At 64.7% G+C, this 17,523-nt stretch carries 14 protein-coding genes and 1 tRNA gene; 5 read left to right on the forward strand and 10 right to left on the reverse strand.

Annotated features, from left to right (window positions below):
- Nucleotides 1-18 precede the first annotated feature (18 nt).
- Together EJC47_RS00745 and EJC47_RS00750 are read left to right on the forward strand one after the other, a co-directional pair.
- Nucleotides 19-906: a ParB/RepB/Spo0J family partition protein gene (locus tag EJC47_RS00745; RefSeq protein ID WP_126845085.1), complete on the forward strand. Its 888-nt coding sequence runs from the start codon at nucleotides 19-21 to the stop codon at nucleotides 904-906.
- Nucleotides 907-936: 30 nt separating this feature from the next.
- The gene (locus tag EJC47_RS00750) at nucleotides 937-1,236 is read left to right on the forward strand and encodes a hypothetical protein (RefSeq protein WP_126845086.1); all 300 of its coding nucleotides are present in this window, start codon (nucleotides 937-939) and stop codon (nucleotides 1,234-1,236) included.
- Nucleotides 1,237-1,243: 7 nt separating this feature from the next.
- Here the strand turns inward: EJC47_RS00750 and EJC47_RS00755 are convergent, their stop codons facing one another.
- Nucleotides 1,244-1,555 (reverse strand): hypothetical protein, encoded by a 312-nt coding sequence (locus tag EJC47_RS00755; protein ID WP_126845087.1) that lies wholly within the window; start codon nucleotides 1,553-1,555, stop codon nucleotides 1,244-1,246.
- A gap of 314 nt (nucleotides 1,556-1,869) precedes the next feature.
- On the opposite strand from EJC47_RS00755, the gene EJC47_RS00760 reads away from it, so the two are divergent.
- The gene (locus EJC47_RS00760; protein WP_126845088.1) at nucleotides 1,870-3,501 is read left to right on the forward strand and encodes a recombinase family protein; all 1,632 of its coding nucleotides are present in this window, start codon (nucleotides 1,870-1,872) and stop codon (nucleotides 3,499-3,501) included.
- Here EJC47_RS00760 and EJC47_RS00765 read toward each other — a convergent pair.
- Nucleotides 3,472-3,547: transfer RNA gene (locus EJC47_RS00765), tRNA-Thr, on the reverse strand. The two genes, EJC47_RS00760 and EJC47_RS00765, sit on opposite strands and share 30 nt — an antisense overlap.
- 204 nt (nucleotides 3,548-3,751) lie before the next feature.
- Here EJC47_RS00765 and EJC47_RS00770 point away from each other — a divergent pair.
- Complete coding sequence (locus EJC47_RS00770; RefSeq protein WP_033964534.1) at nucleotides 3,752-5,035, forward strand: PAS domain-containing protein; 1,284 nt, start codon at nucleotides 3,752-3,754, stop codon at nucleotides 5,033-5,035.
- A gap of 83 nt (nucleotides 5,036-5,118) precedes the next feature.
- Nucleotides 5,119-9,723 (forward strand): NAD-glutamate dehydrogenase, encoded by a 4,605-nt coding sequence (locus EJC47_RS00775; RefSeq protein ID WP_126845089.1) that lies wholly within the window; start codon nucleotides 5,119-5,121, stop codon nucleotides 9,721-9,723.
- A 29-nt stretch (nucleotides 9,724-9,752) separates the two neighbouring features.
- Here EJC47_RS00775 and EJC47_RS00780 read toward each other — a convergent pair whose 3' ends face one another.
- From EJC47_RS00780 to EJC47_RS00815, 8 genes are all read right to left on the reverse strand, one after another.
- The gene (locus EJC47_RS00780; protein ID WP_126845090.1) at nucleotides 9,753-10,841 is read right to left on the reverse strand and encodes a PepSY-associated TM helix domain-containing protein; all 1,089 of its coding nucleotides are present in this window, start codon (nucleotides 10,839-10,841) and stop codon (nucleotides 9,753-9,755) included.
- Entirely contained in the window at nucleotides 10,841-11,524 is a 684-nt protein-coding gene (locus tag EJC47_RS00785; protein ID WP_126845091.1) for a Fe2+-dependent dioxygenase, read from the reverse strand. Before EJC47_RS00785 ends, EJC47_RS00780 begins: the two co-directional genes overlap by 1 nt.
- Entirely contained in the window at nucleotides 11,518-12,243 is a 726-nt protein-coding gene (locus EJC47_RS00790) for a tetratricopeptide repeat protein (protein WP_126845092.1), read from the reverse strand. The genes EJC47_RS00785 and EJC47_RS00790 overlap by 7 nt, the downstream gene beginning before the upstream one ends.
- Nucleotides 12,240-14,702 (reverse strand): TonB-dependent receptor, encoded by a 2,463-nt coding sequence (locus tag EJC47_RS00795; RefSeq protein ID WP_126845093.1) that lies wholly within the window; start codon nucleotides 14,700-14,702, stop codon nucleotides 12,240-12,242. The genes EJC47_RS00790 and EJC47_RS00795 overlap by 4 nt, the downstream gene beginning before the upstream one ends.
- A 67-nt stretch (nucleotides 14,703-14,769) precedes the next feature.
- Nucleotides 14,770-15,018, reverse strand: coding sequence for a ribbon-helix-helix domain-containing protein (locus EJC47_RS00800; RefSeq protein WP_126845094.1), 249 nt, complete (start codon nucleotides 15,016-15,018; stop codon nucleotides 14,770-14,772).
- A complete protein-coding gene (gene cobT, locus EJC47_RS00805; protein ID WP_126845095.1) occupies nucleotides 15,011-16,858 on the reverse strand; it encodes a cobaltochelatase subunit CobT in 1,848 nt (615 codons plus the stop codon). Before cobT ends, EJC47_RS00800 begins: the two co-directional genes overlap by 8 nt.
- Before the next feature lie 110 nt (nucleotides 16,859-16,968).
- Nucleotides 16,969-17,190 (reverse strand): hypothetical protein, encoded by a 222-nt coding sequence (locus EJC47_RS00810; RefSeq protein ID WP_126845096.1) that lies wholly within the window; start codon nucleotides 17,188-17,190, stop codon nucleotides 16,969-16,971.
- Nucleotides 17,187-17,477 carry a hypothetical protein gene (locus EJC47_RS00815; RefSeq protein ID WP_033964542.1) on the reverse strand — a complete coding sequence of 97 codons (291 nt, stop codon included), beginning with the start codon at nucleotides 17,475-17,477 and terminating at the stop codon, nucleotides 17,187-17,189. Before EJC47_RS00815 ends, EJC47_RS00810 begins: the two co-directional genes overlap by 4 nt.
- Between the last annotated feature and the right edge of the window lie 46 nt (nucleotides 17,478-17,523).

Genomic DNA, 17,523 nt, shown 5'->3' on the forward strand with positions numbered 1-17,523 from the left:
GCAATCGAGGAACTCGCCATGCAAACCACCGAACTGCCGCTCGACGCGGCCACTGCGCCCAAGCGCGGCGCCAAGACCAACTTTGTCGTCGAGCTCCTACCGTACGACCAGACAGCCGTTTCGCCAAAAAATCCACGGTTCGGCTATATCATCACCGAGGAGAGCGTCGCGTCGCTCGTCGCCGAGCTTAAAGCAGTCGGTCAGGCGCATGACGCGATCGGCGAGCGCGGGGCAAGCGGCATGGTCGAGATCCTCGCCGGCTCGCGGCGGCGCGAGGCCATGCGCATCCTCGGCTCGCCGCTGCGCATACGCATCTATGATCGGGATGCGCTGACGCCTGAAATGGCGCTCAAGATCGCCAACCGCGAGGATCGCGGCGCGCTCGAGGTTAGCCTGTGGGACAAGTCCGCTTCCTGGGCGCGAATGCTCGACGGCAAGCTCGTCGCCAGCGAAAGCCGGCTGGCGGATGCTGTCGGTGAAGACAAGTCAGCGATCAACCGTGGGCTCGCGTTGCAAAATGCCCCGAGCGCAATCCTCGACCTCGTTACCGACAAACGCACGATCTCGATGAGCCAATGGGCGTTGGTTGCACCACTGCTTGAAGCCGAGGAGACGCGCGCCCGCGTCCTGGAATGCGCGGCGCTCCACGCCGGGCAGACGCTCGGGTTCACCGCCCTGGCGAAGAAGCTAAAGGCCGCGGTTGCGGGCAAGACCGAGATCAGGCCGACCGAGGTCAAGAACCGCCATGGCAAGGTGATCGCCACCGTCACGCCCGATCACCGCGGCGCCTTCACGATCCGCGTGAAATCCATGACCGAGCAGCATCCCAGCTACCGCATCGATCACGCCAAGCTGATCCACACCGCCGTCATCGACTTCATCAAGGATTGGTTCGGAGAGGCCTGAACCCGAACCCGACGTGCTGAGGAGAAACTCATGCTGCTCTTTGAAACCGTGCATTTGCCGATCGGAGATGTGAAACGCTATCACGCTCCTGTCACCAGCCCCACCTTGCTTGCGCTACCGGATACCGCCAGACCCGAGGATGCACTGGCCTGCGCCAGCTGTCCTGCGGCAAGCTGGAATTACATCGAGGACCACCTCACGTGCCACTGTGCGGCAAGGCGCTATGTATCCTGGCTGCCCAAGCAGAAGGTCATCCTGCTGTGCGATGACAGGGAAGCTGCGCTGGAGGAGCAAGGCATCATCCACCCCAACGCGGCGCAGCCCGACTAAGCCAATGTCAGCAGGCGAGCGCCTTGATGATCGCGTTGCCGCGCATGCTTGATGGCGGGAAGAGGCTATGATGCGCGGTCATCGCGATCGAAAGGCGCAGGTGGCGCGCCATCAGGCGACGCTCGGCCCGCCCTACGGTCATTGTCTCGTTGGTGACGGAAGCTACACGGCTAGCAAGCAACATCTCTGAAACGCGAGCGATGCGCCAGCAATACCAGGCGGCCATACCGGTCGCGATCGCATCGACTAGCAGGATCGAAAGACGCTGAGCGGTCTTGAGCGCCGCAACGGCCAGCATGACCAGGATGATTGCCATCATTTGAATTCTCCCTTTTTCCCAACCTATTTTGGGTCACCCCTCAGCTGCTTTTCTTCTCCTATCGGTTACATGGTCGTTGTGATTTCCCGCCGACACATGCTGGTGGGTGAAACGAATCGCTTCCCATCCCGGCAGGACCATACCCCCGCGTGGTGAGAGGGGCCCCTCAGCGGGGGCGAGCAGTTCTCATGTTGGCGAACGATTTGTCGTAGATCGGCTTCCGGACTCTTTCGCGCTCGAACGATCCGAGTCAGAGTGGCTGCTGACGCTACTGGGCGCGGAGGAACTGCGCTATATTTTCGAAGGCCCGATCAATGGCGAAAACAAGGATTGAACGCGCGCTCGGCTACGTTCGCGTGTCCACGCAGCGCCAGGCGGAAGGCGGCATCAGCCTCGCCAATCAGGAACAGCGTCTAACCGCGCATTATGCTCATCGCGGAGTCGATCTCGTCGATATCTACAGGGATGGCGGCCTTAGCGGCACGACCGAAAATCGCCCCGGCCTCCAAGCCCTGTTCGAGCACGCGCTGGGTGCCGGCAGCGGGATCACCGAGATCGGGGTCTACAGCTTCTCGCGCCTGTTCCGTGATCATTATTTGCTGGAGCACTACCGCCGCAAGCTGAAGCGGGCCGGTATCCGTCTCGTTGCGATCACGCAGGAAGTCGGCCACGATGCCGAAGGCGACCTCGTCCGCTCGGTGCTCTCCAATTTCGACGAATATCAGTCGCGCCAGACCGCCAAGTTCACGCTCGACACGATGATGCGCAATGCGGAGGCCGGGTTCTGGAACGGTGCGGTGCCGCCGTTTGGCTACACTAGCGAGATCGCGGAGATGCGAGGACCCAAGGCCAAGAAGCGATTGGTGATCGAACCTTCTGAAGCGCTTCAGGTTCAGCAGATTTTCCGCATGAAGCGCGTCGGCGTAGGCCGGGGTCCGATGGGCTACAAGAAGATCGTCTGTCACCTCAACGCCACAGGCGCGACCTTGCGGGGCCGCAAGTGGCAAGTCTCGAACATCAAGGACATCCTCAATCGATCCACTTATCGCGGCAAGCACCTTTACGGCGTCAACGATGTGCGAAACGGGATCAAACGACCGGAAGAGGAATGGCAGACGATAGACGTTCCGGTCATAATTCCCGAAGCCGAGTGGCTCGAAGTGCAGGCCGGCATCGCCCGTAACGCGCCGCACGTTACTCCGGCACGAATCGTCTCAAGCCCGACGATGCTCGCGGGCATCGCCAAATGTGGTCACCCCGAATGCGGTCATGCGCTCACCATCGCTACCGGCAAGGGTGGTCGTTACCGATACTATCGATGCTCTCGCCGTCTGCGCCGCGGCGAGACCGCGTGCCAAGGGACCAGCATTCGCGACGAGAAACTCGAAACGATTGTCATAGATGCCCTGGCCGACCGGCTGCTCCGCCCAGAACGGTTGCAACAGCTTCTCGCGAATCTGCTCGACGACAGTTCGGCTGCCGTCCGTGAACGGCAGGCACACCTCAAGGCGCTTCGCACGGAACGTACTCGGGTAGATGGTGCGATCCAGAACATGTTCGACTTTATTGAACAGGGTATCGTCAGCCCTCGCGATACAGACTTCACCGCCCGACTAGCCGGCCAACGTGCACGCCGTGCCGACCTTGAACAGGAGATTCTGCTCATCGAGCGACAACTGTCCGCCGCCGACCGGCAGGTGACGTCCGATGCGATCGATAGGCTCGGCGAGGTCATCCTTGGCAAGCTGCGATCGAATGACCCCACAGCTCGACAAGGCTACGCTCGCCGGTTCATCGCCAAGGTGGTGGTAGCGCCCGACTTGATCACCATTACGGGACCTATCAAGCCACTGGCTATCGCTGCCAATGGTGATCCCGATGACCGGACACCAATGGTGCCCTCCATTGATCGGGAGTGGTGCCGCTTACAGGACTCGAACCTGTGACCCCCGCATTACGAATGCGATGCTCTACCAACTGAGCTAAAGCGGCGTGGCGCTGATCCGTACGAACCAACGCGAGGGCGGGCGCTTATCAGGTCGTTTGCGGGCTGACAAGCGTTGCGATGCGAGGTGCATCGCGCGCTCTCCGAAAACGGATGCCCTTTACCCGACGTTTACCACGCACGGCGCACAAGGCGTGCCGGTGACGCTCGCCCATGTCGGGTCGGGTCGCGCCAGGTGAGGCGTTTGCGCAATGGATAGTGTTCGCGGTTTCGAGGAAGATCGGCTCGGCACGGATGAGATCGACAGCGGTCGCGCCGACCAAGACGCCGATACCGGCGGCGTCGATACGCAGATAGACGTCGGCACCGACGAACGGCGAATGCACGTTCGCGCTTATAATTATTGGGTGTCGCTGCTTGGCGGGCGCGCTTATCCGTCGATCGAGGATCTCGATCCGGCCAACATCACCGATTTCGGCCCGCATAGCGTGCTGCTCGATTTCTCCGCCGGGATCGAAAATCCTGCCATCGCCTTTCTCGGCAAGGCGCTGCGCGAGGAATGCGCGCTCGACTCCTCCATCACCCACATCGCACAAGTGCCGAGTCGCTCGCTCTTGTCCCGGCTGACCGACCATTATCTGCAAATCATCGCGAATCGCGCGCCGATCGGATTCGAGGCGGAGTTTGTCAGTACCCGCGGATTCAACACGATGTATCGCGGCATCCTGATGCCCTTTTCCTCCGACGAGGATTCAATCGATTTCATCTACGGCGTCATCAATTGGAAGGAGCTGGTCGACGCGGAGACGCAAGCCAAGCTCCAGGCGGAAATCACGGCGGCGGTCGCGACCGCACCCAAATCTGCCGTGACCGCACCGGTGTGGGCCGATGGTCCCAGTGCCGGTTTCGACGACGATGCGCCAATGGACCGCGAAAGCCCGACGATCGCCGGAGCCACGCTGATCGACCAATTGATGCTCGCACAGCAGACCGCCGCTGCGCTCCGCGCCGCCGACACCCGCCACCGCGCCACACTGTACCGCGTGCTCGGACGCGCCCACGAATTTGCCGCAGCGGCGGACGCCGATCCGGTCGGATATGACGCGCTGCTGGCATCGGCAGGAATCGCCGTACAATTGCGCGCGCCGATGACACCGATCGTGAAACTGATCTTCGGGGCCGATTACGACAAAACGCGTCTGACCGAATATGCGGCCGTTCTCGCCCACGCCCGCCGCATGGGCGTCGCAATAGGGGCCTTGGGTGACTTCCTCGATTCGTTCGAGGGGGGCATCAAGGGCGTGGTCAAGGCCGAGCGCGCCGCCCGAACCCCAAATCCGAAGGCGCGGGTCGATCGCGCGTCGGCGCTGGCCAATCGTCCGACCCTCGCCAGCGTCGCGATCGAAAGCAACGTGGCACCGGGGGACTATGTCCTGCTGCTCGCGCGCGCCAGCGACGGGGGCATGCTCGATATCGTCGCTGAAATTGGCGACGACGCTACGCTGACCGAGCGGGCGATGCGCCGGATGGTGTAAGCCGCCCCCTCCGCCCCGGCCGGGCAAATTTGTGCGCTGCCACAAGTCTTGAGGTCGTCACGCGACCGGCGCATAGGGCGGCTATGGCAAAAACCACGCTGAAATCGCTGTCGGATGCATTGGCCGTCCGGTTGACCAAAGGTGCGCTTCCGGGCGAATTGCAGGGGTTCGGCAAGACCGAGCGCGCGGATGCTGCGGCGTTTGTCGCCGCCACGGCCGAACGGCGCACGACCGGCGTTCCGAATATCGCGCTGGAGCCGCTGCCCGGCACCGACCCGCGCCGACGGATGCGGCTGGCCATCGTCAATGACGACATGCCCTTCCTGGTCGATTCGATCGCCGCGACGATCGGCAGCCACGACATTGCAATCGACCGCATCATCCACCCCGTCGTGTGCGTAAGCCGCGATTCGGACGGGGCGCTGGTCAGCGTCGACGACAAGGGTTCGCCCGAATCGATGATCTATATCGAGCTGGAGCGTGCCGATGCGCGCGAACGGCGCGATCTGATCGCCGCACTGGAACGCAATCTGGCCGATGTGCGCGCAGCGGTGGGAGACTGGCAGGCGCTGCAGGATGCGATGGCGGCGGACATCGCCACGCTGCCCGCCGGGGAAGGTGCCGCCTTGCTGTTCTGGCTGCTCGACCAGAAGTTCACGCTGCTGGGCCATGAATTGTGGATCGGCCGGAGCGAGACCGCGCTTGGCATTGCCCGCAACCCGCGCGCGGTGCCGATCCTGGCCGAAGCCTCGCGCACGCTCGCGATGGAATGGTTCGCCAAGGGCGGGCAAGCGCCCTTGCTGCTCAAATCCAACCTGATTTCGGGCGTGCATCGCCACGTCCCGCTCGATTTGGCGGTCGTGCCGGTTCGCGACAAGGACCAGATCGTCGGCCTGTCGATCCACGCCGGTCTGTGGACCAGCAGCGCGCTGAATGCGGCCCCGCAGGATGTGCCGGTATTGCGCGAACGGCTCGCGGCGCTCGAGGCGAAGTTCGGTTTCGATCCCAAGGGCCATACCGGCAAGGCGCTCACCCACGCGCTGGCCGGTTTGCCGCATGACCTGGTCATCGCCTTTACGCCCGATGCGCTCGAGGATGTCGCGCTTACCGCGATGTCGCTCGCGGACCGCCCGCGCCCGAAGCTGCGGCTGGTGCGCAGCGTGCTCGGTCGGCATCTGTTCGCGTTCGTTTGGCTGCCCCGCGACGACCTGACCACCGCGCGCCGCACTGCGATCGGCGACATGCTGGCGGAGGCGGCCAAGGCGAGCGTGCTCAACTGGTCGATCGAAGTCGACGACACGATTGCGCTGATTCGCTTCACGCTCGATCTGCGCGAGGGCGGCGTGCTGCCCGATACCGACGCTCTCGACACGCGGATCGCGCGGATGGTGCGCGGCTGGGTGCCGGCGGTCGAGGCGGCGCTGGTCGAACAGACCGATGCGGCGCGCGCCGCACGGCTTGCCCTGAAACATGCCGCCAATTTCCCGGCGGGCTATCGCAATGCCAACACTGCCGAGGAGGCCGCGCGCGACATCGTGCGGCTGGCGCGGCTGGAAACCGCAGCCGATCGCTCGGTGCGGATGTATCGCGACGAACGCGGCGCGGCGCGGCTGAAAATCTATCGTCTGGGCGGGGCGCTGGCACTGTCGGATGCGGCGCCGGTGCTGGAGAATTTCGGCTTCCGCGTGATCGAGGAATTGCCGACCGCGCTGATCGGCGACGAACAGGGTTTTGTGCATGAATTTCTGGTCGAGGCGGCGGGCGTGCGCTTGTCAGCCGACACCAGCGTGCTGGAAAATGCGATCCAGGCTGTGCTGGAGGGCAAGGCCGAAAACGATGCGTTCAATCGCCTGATCGTCGATGCCGACATGGCACCGGCATCGGTCGTGCTGTTCCGCGCATGGTTCCGCTATCTGCGCCAGGCGGGACTGACCTATGGTCTGGTTACGGTGGTCGACGCGCTGCGGCGCGCGCCGAAGGTGGCCGCCGCGCTGATCGAGCGCTTCGCTGTTGCGCATGATCCGGCACGCAAGCGCCGTGACATCGCCGCCGCCGACGCCGCGATCGATACCGGGCTCGACGCGGTTTCCGCGATCGACGACGACCGCATCCTGCGCTCGCTGCGCAGCGTCATCGCCGCAACGCTGCGCACCAACGCCTTTGCCCCCGCTGGCCAGGCGGCGCTGGCGTTCAAGCTCGACAGTCACCTCGTTCCCGGCCTGCCCGCGCCCGTGCCATGGCGCGAAATCTGGGTCTATTCGCCGCGGATCGAAGGCATCCACTTGCGCGCCGGGCCAGTGGCACGTGGCGGCTTGCGCTGGTCTGACCGGCGCGACGACTTCCGCACCGAAATCCTGGGCCTGATGAAGGCGCAGCGCGTCAAGAATGCCGTGATCGTACCGACCGGTGCCAAGGGTGGCTTCTACCCCAAGCAATTGCCGCCTGCGTCCAATCGCGATGCCTGGCTGGCCGAGGGCACCGAAAGCTACCGCGTGTTCATCCGGGCGCTGCTGTCGATCACCGACAATATCGTCGAGGGCGCGGTGGTGCATCCGACCGACGTCGTCATCCATGATGGCGACGACCCCTATTTCGTCGTCGCCGCCGACAAGGGCACTGCGACCTTTTCCGACGTCGCCAATGCGATTGCGCTCGAACACCATTTCTGGCTGGGCGACGCCTTCGCCAGCGGCGGCTCGGTCGGCTATGACCACAAGGCGATGGGCATCACCGCCAAGGGCGCGTGGGTCAGCGTCCAGCGCCACTTCGCCGAGCGCGGGGTGGACGTGCAGACGCAACCGATCCGCGTCGTCGGCTGCGGCGACATGTCGGGCGACGTGTTCGGCAACGGCATGTTGCTGAGCCAGACGCTCAAGATCGTCGCGGCGTTCGACCATCGCCATATCTTCCTCGATCCCGATCCCGACCCCGCCGCAAGCTGGGCCGAGCGGGCGCGCATGTTCGCCCTGCCCCGTTCGAGCTGGGCGGATTACGACGCCTCGCTCATCTCCAAGGGCGGCGGCGTGTTCCCGCGCACCGACAAGATCATCAAGCTGTCCAAACAAGTGCGCGCGGCGCTTGGCATCGAGGCAAGCGAAATGGAACCGGGCGCGCTGATCTCGGCGATCCTGAAGGCCCCAGTCGACCTGATCTGGTTCGGCGGCATCGGCACCTATGTGAAGGCGCGCGCCGAGAACAATATCGCGGTCGGCGATCCCGCCAATGATCGGCTGCGCGTCGACGCCGAGGATCTGCGCGCCACCGCGATCGGCGAAGGCGCGAACCTGGGTGTCACCCAGGCCGCGCGCATCGCCTTTTCGGCACGCGGCGGGCGCATCAACACCGACTTCATCGACAATTCGGCCGGCGTCGATTGTTCGGACAATGAGGTCAACATCAAGATCGCGCTTAACCGCGAGATGATCGAAGGCCGCCTCGGCTATGACAAGCGCAACACCTTCCTCGCCGGGATGACCGACGATGTCGCGCATCTCGTGCTGGAAGATAACCGCCTGCAAACGCTCGCGCTGTCGATCGCCGAGAGCGATGGCGCGCGCGACGTGCCGAGCTATGTCCGCTTGATCGAGATTTTCGAGGCAGGCGGTTCGCTCGATCGCGCGGTCGAGGGGCTGGCCGGCAATGACGACCTGTTGCGGCGCGCCGCCGAAGGGCGCGGGCTCACCCGGCCTGAACTCGCCGTACTGCTGGCGACCGCCAAGCTCGCCCTGCAGGCATCGATCGAGAAAGCGGGCCTCGGTCTCGATCCCGAGTTACTGCCCGATCTCCACGCCGCCTTCCCGCCTGCAATGCGCAAGAAGTTCGGTGCGGCGATCGACCAGCACCGGCTGCGCGGCGAAATCGTCGCCACCAAGCTCGCCAACCGCATCGTCAACCGCATGGGCGTGCTCTACCCGTTCGAACTCGCCGAGGAAGAAGGCGCGGCGATGAGCGACATCGCGGCGATGTTCGTCGTCGCCGAACGCCTGTTCGACTTACCGACCTTGTGGCGCGAGATCGAAACGGCGGCGATGCCCGAAAATGCGCGCATTGCCTTGTTCGACGAAGTTGCGGTCGCAACGCGCTCGCAAATTGCCGATCTGCTGCGTGTCACGCGCAGTGGCACCGGGCCGGGCGCGGCGCTCGCGCGGCTCAGCAAGGGCATTGCCCAGCTCGACAAGCAGACCAAGGCATTGCTGCTCGAAGAAGCCAGCGCGCAGAGCGCCCGCATCGCCGTCACTCTGGAAACGGCGGGGGCACCCAAGAAGCTGGTGCAGAAGGTCGTGCGCCTGTTCGAACTCGACGGCGCGGTCGGCCTGGCCGATCTCGGCGAGCGGCTGGGCCTGAACGAGACCGTGCTGACGCGCGCCTTCACCCGGCTCGGCCAGGCGCTGGGGCTGGATTGGGCGCAGGCCCATGCCGCGCGCATTTCGTCGAGCGATCCGTGGGAACGCTTGCTGATCGCAGGCCTCGCCCGCGACTTCCAGCAGTTGCGGCTGGAATTTCTCGGGCGCGGCGCGAGCGGCAGCGACGCGGATCCGCAGGCGCTGGTCGAGACGTGGCTGGCCGACAATGCCGGGCGCGTCGGCCAGTTCAAGGCGGTGGTCGACCGCGCCCGCATGGCCCCTGCACCCAATGCGGCGATGCTGGCGCAGATTGCGGGTCAGGCGCGGGTACTGCTGGGACGGTAAACCGGTGATCCTCCCCGTGCCGGGGAGGATCAGGCCCGCGCCCGCTGCCGCGCCTTCAGTTGCGCCCGCCAGCCCCGCGCGCGCCACCACATGATGATTCCGGTCACCGCCAGGATCGCGGGCAACAGCCCGCCCAGGAAGATCACGATCTGCCACACCAGCCCCATCCGGGTGCCGTCGTGGATTCGCCGCATCGTGCGCGCGAGCGGTTCGGGCGCGGCGCGGGTCGCCTCGGTCGCGCCATTTCGATCATCGATCGCAACGCCGCGTGCTTCATGCGCAAAGCCGACCTTCCACATCGGTTTCTGATCGGTCGGCCATTCCACTTTGGACACCTCGCCCGGTACCGCCGCCCGCGCGCTGGCGATCACGGTAGCAAGCGCGAGGCCCGGCTGCGCCAGCGGCACCGGGCGCGGTGCATTCGGCCGCATTCCCGCCGCCGGGCCGCCACCGCCAAAGACTTGCGGGAAGGAAATCCACGCCCCCGTCAGTGACAGCACGAACAGCGGCAACGCGATCCAGAAGCCGAGCAAATGATGCAGATTGGTGTCGGTGTTGCGGTGCCGCCGCCAGCGCAAGCCGCGTACCCAGCGCCCCACCGTCGGCCACCACAGCCATAGCCCCGATACGCACGACAGCAGCATCGCGACGCCGATCCAGCCAACCACCTGCCGCCCAACGCCCGGAATGAGCATCGACCCGTGGATCATGTGCAGCGTGCGGATCAGACCGCTCCCGCTATTGGCAAAATCCAGCACGCGCGCGCTCGGCGGATCGAGCCAGACCGTCTTGCGCGGCGGCGGACCTTGGACCCGCATGCCCTTGCCCGCGAGGCTCGCCGAAACGACGACCGGTTCGCCCGGCGCATCCGGCAGCGTCAGTGCCGCAATGCGGTCCCCCGGCTCGAGTACCCCGCGCGCGGCCGCAACGTAACGCTGCGGGTCCAGCGTGTTGCTGCCGCTGGTCGCATAGCGTTGCGGGTTGAGCGCATGGTCGAGCGCTTCGTCCCACACCAGCGCAGCCCCAGTCAGCGAGAGTGGGATGATGAGGATCGCGAGGGTCAGGCCGATCCATTTATGCACCTGAAACCAGGCGTTGCGCAGACCGATCTTGCTCATCACACCTCCGCCCACTGGCGCAGCAAATTGTGGTAGACACCGGTCAGCCGGACGACCTCGCTGTCCCCCTGCCCCAGCCGCGCGCCGACCGACTGGATCGCGGTGTCGAGATCGAGCAGCGTGGCGCGCGCTTCGTTGTTGCGGATCATCGACTGGATCCAGAAGAAGCTGGCGACGCGCGCGCCGCGCGTTACCGGCGCGACATGGTGCAGGCTCGACGCCGGATAGAGCACCATCTGCCCGGCCGGCAGCTTCACCCGCTGCTCGCCAAACTGCATCTGGACGACGAGTTCGCCACCGTCATAGCTGTCGGGATCGGCGAGGAAGAGCGTCGCCGACAAATCGCTACGAATGCGGAAGTCGCTGCCGCGGCGGATACGGATTGCGGTGTCGACATGCGCGCCGAAGCCGTCGCCCGGCGCATAGCGGTTGAACAGCGGCGGAAACACCTTGAGCGGCAGCGCAGCGGCCACGAACAGCGGCGAGGCGGCGAGCGCGTCGAGCACCATCGCCCCGCCGCGCCGCGCCGCCTCCGAATCCTCGGGCAGTTGCGCATTGTGCTTGGCCAATGCCGACTGGTTGCCCGAGGTATCGTTGCCGTCGATCCATTGCGCGGCATCGATCAGCGCGCGCACTTCCGCGACCTGGGTCGCGCTCAACATATCGGGAATGACGGTCAGCATGATGCAGCGGTCCTGAGGGCTTGCACGCCACGTTTGCGCAGCGCGGGGATATCGGATGTCGCCAGCCAGGCCGCTGCCTTCTCGACAAAGGCCGGGGTCGCTGTCGCGCCCGCGCGGCGAAGCCAGCTCAGTGCTTCGTCGATCCCACCCTTGGCAGCCAACATACGGGCGTGGTTGAAGGCACCCCGGAAATCACCGCCGTGCGCCGCGCGGGCATAGCAGGTTGCCGCCTTGGCAAGATCGCGCGGCACGACCCAGCCATCTTCATGAAAGCTACCGACGAAATTGATCGCCTTGGCATTGCCAAGCGCCGCCGCCTTGCAGAACCATTCCAGCGCCAACGGCTTGTCCTCGGTCACGCCCTGCCCGAGCGCGAGCAGCGTCGCATAATTGTACATCCCCCAATCGAGCCCGCGCTCGGCGGCGATGCGATAACACGCTGCCGCGCGCGCCTTGTCGGGCGCGGTGCCCCAGCCGAGATCGTAGCACCGCCCGACCATGTTGATCGCCATCAGGTGATGCTGCGCCGCCGCCTTGACGAACCAACCCAGCGCGGCGGGCGCATCCTGCGCCACACCCGTGCCGTCGAGCAGCAATTGACCGTACAGCGCCTGCGCCTCGGCCACCCCGCCTTCGGCGCACTCGCGCAGGAAGGCGGCGCGCTCTTCCGGCGATCCGGACAGGCGCGCGGCGATCTCCGCTTCCGACAGCGCGATCAAAACGCCACCTTCACCGTGCCGAACACGGTACGACCGGGCGCGATCGACGCATAATGGCTGGTGTAAGTCTGCGTGAAATAGACCTTGTCGGTCAGGTTCTGCGCGTTGACCGACAGTTCCAGCCGATCGTTGAGCTTGAACCGCGCCTGCGCGTCGAAGCGCCAATAGCTGGGGATGCCGCGCGTCAAGATCTTCGTCGCAGGATTGACCGTGATCACCCCAGCCGCAGTCTGCGTGGCCGTGCGGTTGTCGGCATAACCGCCATTCTGCTTGTCCATGTAATAGGCCCCGCCGCCGATCGAGAGGCGTTTGGTGACTTCATAATTGGTCGACAGAGTGAAACTATTGCGCGCGGTCTGCGGCACATCCTTGCCGGTGTTGACCGAGGGTACCAGCACCGTCGTTGCCTTCGCCGCGCCGTTTGCCGCCACCGTCAGTGCGGTGAAACCGCCATCGACGATCTTGGCGTCAAGGAAGGTGTAGCCACCGAACACTGTCCAGCCCGGCAGCACGGTGCCGCTGGCGGTGAGTTCGAGACCCCGGATGCGCGTCGAGCCGAGATAGGCGATGTTGTTATTGGCATCGGTCACGCGGGCATTGGCGATGTCGGTCTGGAACACCGCGAGGCCCAGCGCCAGCTTCTCGCCGAACAGGCTCGCCTTCGCGCCGACTTCATACGACTTGGTCTTTTGCACCTTCAACGAATCGAGCACGTTCGCCGTGGCCGAGGTGGTTGGTAGCGCATTGTCCTCACGGCCCTCGCCCAGCAGGCTGTTGGGCGGCGTCGCTGCGGTGGCATAGCTGGCGTAGAGGCTGGTTTCCTTGGTCGGCTTGAACACCAAACCCGCCTGCCAGTTGAACAGCTCGTCGGTGCGCGAGAAGCGGAACGACGTGGTCGCATTGGCCGCCTGCCCGGGCGTAATCCGCGAGGTGAAGCGGTCGTAGCGCGCGCCGACGTTCAGGATCAGCGACGGCAGCAGCGTGATCGAATCGAACCCGTAAAGCGCCTGGGTTTCGGCGTCGTTCTGCGTCTCTTCCAGCGGCAGCGAGCGCACGATCGGCGACGCGGTGGTCGAAGTGTCGCTGGCGTAATTGACCCAGGGATCGTTCGGATTGGCCGAGAAGATGCTCGCACAATAATAACGCGCGACGGTGGCGGTGTTGCAGCGCGGGGAAATAGTCGAGCCGTTGGAGAGGATCTCGACCCCGCTGGAATTGAGATAGCCGCGCGTGACATAGGTGCCGCGCCGCGCCTTTTCCCACGACACTTCGGCACCAACCGCAAAATCGTGTTTGATCGTGCCGGTGTTGAAGCTGCCCGACAGATCGAGCTGGTCGATGATGCTTTCGGCATAGCTGTAGCGCGTGTTCGAGCGCCGCCACACTTGCCCGCTGCCATAGACGTTGCCGGTCGAATCGTCGGGCAAGGTGAAGATATAGGCTTGGCTGTCATGGCTGAAGCGCGCGGTATTGCGCAGCGTTACCCCGCCAAAATCATGCTCGACCCGCACCGTAGCCTGATCGGTCGTGCTATCGCGGAAATCACGGTTGGCGAGGCCATAAAAGGCCGTGCGCGCGACATAGCCGGTCTGACCGGTGGCAGTGGTGATCTGCCCCAGCGCCGGTTCGGTGCGGATCGCGCCGGTGCCGGGCGCATTGGCGATCGTGTAGAGATAGGGAATACCGCTATCGGGCAATTCGTGGCTTTCCAGGCGATAATAGCCGACGGTCAGCCGCGTTGGCGTGCCAAGCCCGATCGTGAAGCTGGGGGCCACACCCCAGCGCCGTTGATAGATGGCGTCGCGTCCGGCGACATCCTGGTCATGCCACAGGCCTTCGATCCGGAAGGCGGCGGTATCGCTGAGCTTGAGGTTCAGATCACCAACAATGCGCTTATAGTCGGCATTGCCATAGCTGCCCGCGATCGAGCCAAAGGTGCGCGCCTGGGGCAGCTTGGTGAGGATGTTGATCGTCCCACCTGCGCTGCCGCGCCCGCCGAGCGTGGAATCCGACCCGCGCACGATCTGAACCGAATCGATCGCGAACACTTCGCGCGTCTGTGAGGCCAGGTCGCGCACCCCGTCGACATAAATCGAGCCCTGGCTGTCAAAGCCGCGGATGAACGGCCGGTCCCCGATCGGGTTGCCGCCCTCAGCCGCACCGAAGGTGATGCCGGGCACGGTGCGCAGCGCATCCTGCAACGTCGTCGAACCGGTTTGTTCGATCACCGACTTGTCGAGCACCACGATCGACTTGGGCGTGTCGACGATCGGCGCGACCAATTTGGGGTCAGCGGGGCGACGCTCGTGGATGCCGTTGACGATGATATCGGCCTTGCGCTCCGGATCCTCATCATTGGCGGGGGGCGGCGCGACATCGTTGGCGAAGGCCGGAAAACTGGCAAACGCCCCGACACAGGACAAAGCGAGATAAGCGGGCTTGCGAACGGCGTGTGACAAAGTGTGATCCCCTTGAAGATGGAGATCGGCTATTGCGAGTCACTCGCATTGTCAACGCTATTGCGATTTATTCGCATTTTTGCGCCGCCAACACCCAGCTTCGCAAAGTGCTGGCAAGGTTGGGGGGATCGTCCGCAAGGATCCGCACCGAATCGATTTGCGCGATCAACGCGTTGAGCGGCAGCAGGCGCATTTCCGCCTGCTCCTCCAGCGCACGCCAGAAGATCGGCTCCAGACTGATCGACGTTGGGTGTCCGGCAATGGTAACGGAACGCTTGACCGGGCCGATAAACCCGCCCGGCGGCGCTTCAACCACGCCCTCGCCCCATCGGGGCGTCGAAAAGGGCGGCGATCTGCTCTATGATCGTACCCCCTAGCTGTTCCGCATCCATGATCGTCACCGCGCGCGCATAATAGCGTGTCACGTCATGGCCGATACCGATCGCCGCCAGTTCGACCGGCGACTTGGCTTCGATCCAGCCGATCACCTGCCGCAAATGGCGTTCGAGATACGACCCGGAATTGACGCTCAGCGTCGAATCGTCGACCGGCGCGCCGTCCGAGATCACCATCAGGATCTTGCGTTCCTCGGGCCGCGCGATGATCCGCGAATGCGCCCAGAGCAGCGCCTCGCCATCGATATTTTCCTTTAGCAGCCCCTCGCGCATCATCAGCCCAAGCGAGGTGCGTGCGCGCCGCCACGGCTCGTCGGCCTTCTTATAGACGATGTGGCGCACGTCGTTCAGCCGCCCCGGCTGCGGTGGCCGCCCGGCGGCGAGCCAGGTCTCGCGCGATTGTCCGCCCTTCCACGCGCGCGTGGTGAAGCCGAGGATCTCGGTCTTGACCCCGCACCGCTCCAGCGTGCGCGCCAGAATGTCCGCGCTGATCGCCGCGATCGAAATCGGGCGACCGCGCATCGACCCCGAATTGTCGATCAGCAGCGTCACCACCGTGTCGCGGAAATCGGTTTCGCGCTCGACCTTGTAACTGAGCGACAGCGTCGGATTGACCACGATCCGCGCCAGCCGCGCCGCATCGAGAATGCCCTCTTCCTGGTCGAAATCCCAACTGCGGTTCTGCTGCGCCATCAAGCGGCGTTGCAGGCGGTTGGCGAGCTTGGTCACTGCCCCCTGCAAATGCACCAATTGCTGGTCGAGATAGGAACGCAGCCGCGTCAGTTCATCCGCATCGCACAGATCGGTCGCCGCGATGACTTCGTCATAGGCGGTGGTCCATGCTTTATATTCGAATTGCGGCGCGAAATCCGCGAACGGTCGGTTGGGGCGCACCGGGAGCATCCCCTCCTCGCCTTCGTCGCCGGGCTCGCCGTCCATATCGTCGAACGAATCGTCGCTTTGCTCGGTGCCTTCGCCCTCTTCGCTGTCGGAATCCTGCTCGGACCCGCGCGCCTCGATTTCGCCCTGGCCCTGCTCGCCTTCGTCCTCGCCTTCGTCGCCCTGATCGTCCTGCTGCTCTTCCGAGCCTTCATCCTCGGAACCGCCTTCCTCGGATTCGTCGGGGATCATGTCCCCTTCGATCAACTCCAGATCTTCGAGCAGCTTGGTGGTCAGGCTGGCAAAGGCGCGCTGATCGTCGATCGCGAGCCCCAGCGCATCGAGATCGCGCCCCGCTTTCTGTTCGATCCAGTCGCGGACGAGCTCGAGCCCCGGCACGGTGGCGTCGGGCGGCGGGGCACCGGTCAAGCGTTCGCGCACGATCAGCCCGAGCGCGGTCGACAGCGGCACCTCGTCGCGCGTCCGTGCGCGCGTGATCGGGTCGGCGCGCAACCGCGTTTCCAGCGCAACGTCGAGATTGGCGGCGATCCCGGCATAACCGCGCGCGCCAAGCGCCTCGACTCGCGCGCCCTCAACCGCGTCGAACACCGCGCGCGCCACCGCCTCATGCGGCGCGATCCGGCCATGCAGCGCGGTGTCGTGATAGCGCAGCCGCAGCGCGAAACCGTCGGCGAAGCCGCGCGCCTCGGCCACCTGCTCGGCCGGCAGCGTGCGCGCGGGCATCGGCACCTTGATGTGCTTGCCTGACTGGCTCGGCGAATCGGCGGTGAAGGCCAGCTCGATCTCGGGCTCATGCGCAACCGCGCGCGCCGCGCCGCCCAGCACGGCCTTGAAACGATCGAGAGGGGTCTCAGTAGGCACGGCTCAGCTCCGGCGACACGCTATGCCTGCGGACAAAAAGGGCAAGACGATGGATCATGGCGTCCCTGCTACCAGATTGCGGCGCGTCGGAAAGCGGGGATGTTCCGATACTATCCTTCGATCCTCGGCAGGTCAGATGCAGCGGCGGCATCCCTGCGACCGCGTAGGTAGCCCTCAATCGTGCTGACCCGGTCGCGCAGCGCGACATGGCTATCCGCCAGCCGCGTCAGGCCGTCGCTGAGCGCGGCCAGTTTTTTCTCCAGCCCATTCATACGCTCTTGATAGGTCAAAACGGCCTTGACGAGCCCGAACGCCTTTTCGCTCGTGCTCACGCCGGGTCGCCTGCCAAGGCGCGATCGATCGCCGCGCAGGCGCGGTCGATCGATTCATTCATCGCGTCCAACTGGCGGTTCCACTTCGCAAGGCTGATTTCAAGCTCCGGCAGCACCAGGGCGAGCGCCTCATCATAACTGTCCGCTTCGCTTTGCCCCCCAGCAAGGTATCGGGTCGAAGCCTCACGCAGGACATGCCCAACGGATTTTCCCGCGCCGGACGCATAAGAGTCTAGCGCCGCCTTGTTCTCGGGAGTGGTCAGAAAGGTGACACGTTCGGTCTGCATCGCGGCAATCCTTATCATGTGATTATAAGGTTTTCGCGCCCTTGGA

The sequence above is a fragment of the Sphingomonas sp. TF3 genome (assembly GCF_003985085.1).
Lineage (GTDB): Bacteria > Pseudomonadota > Alphaproteobacteria > Sphingomonadales > Sphingomonadaceae > Sphingomonas.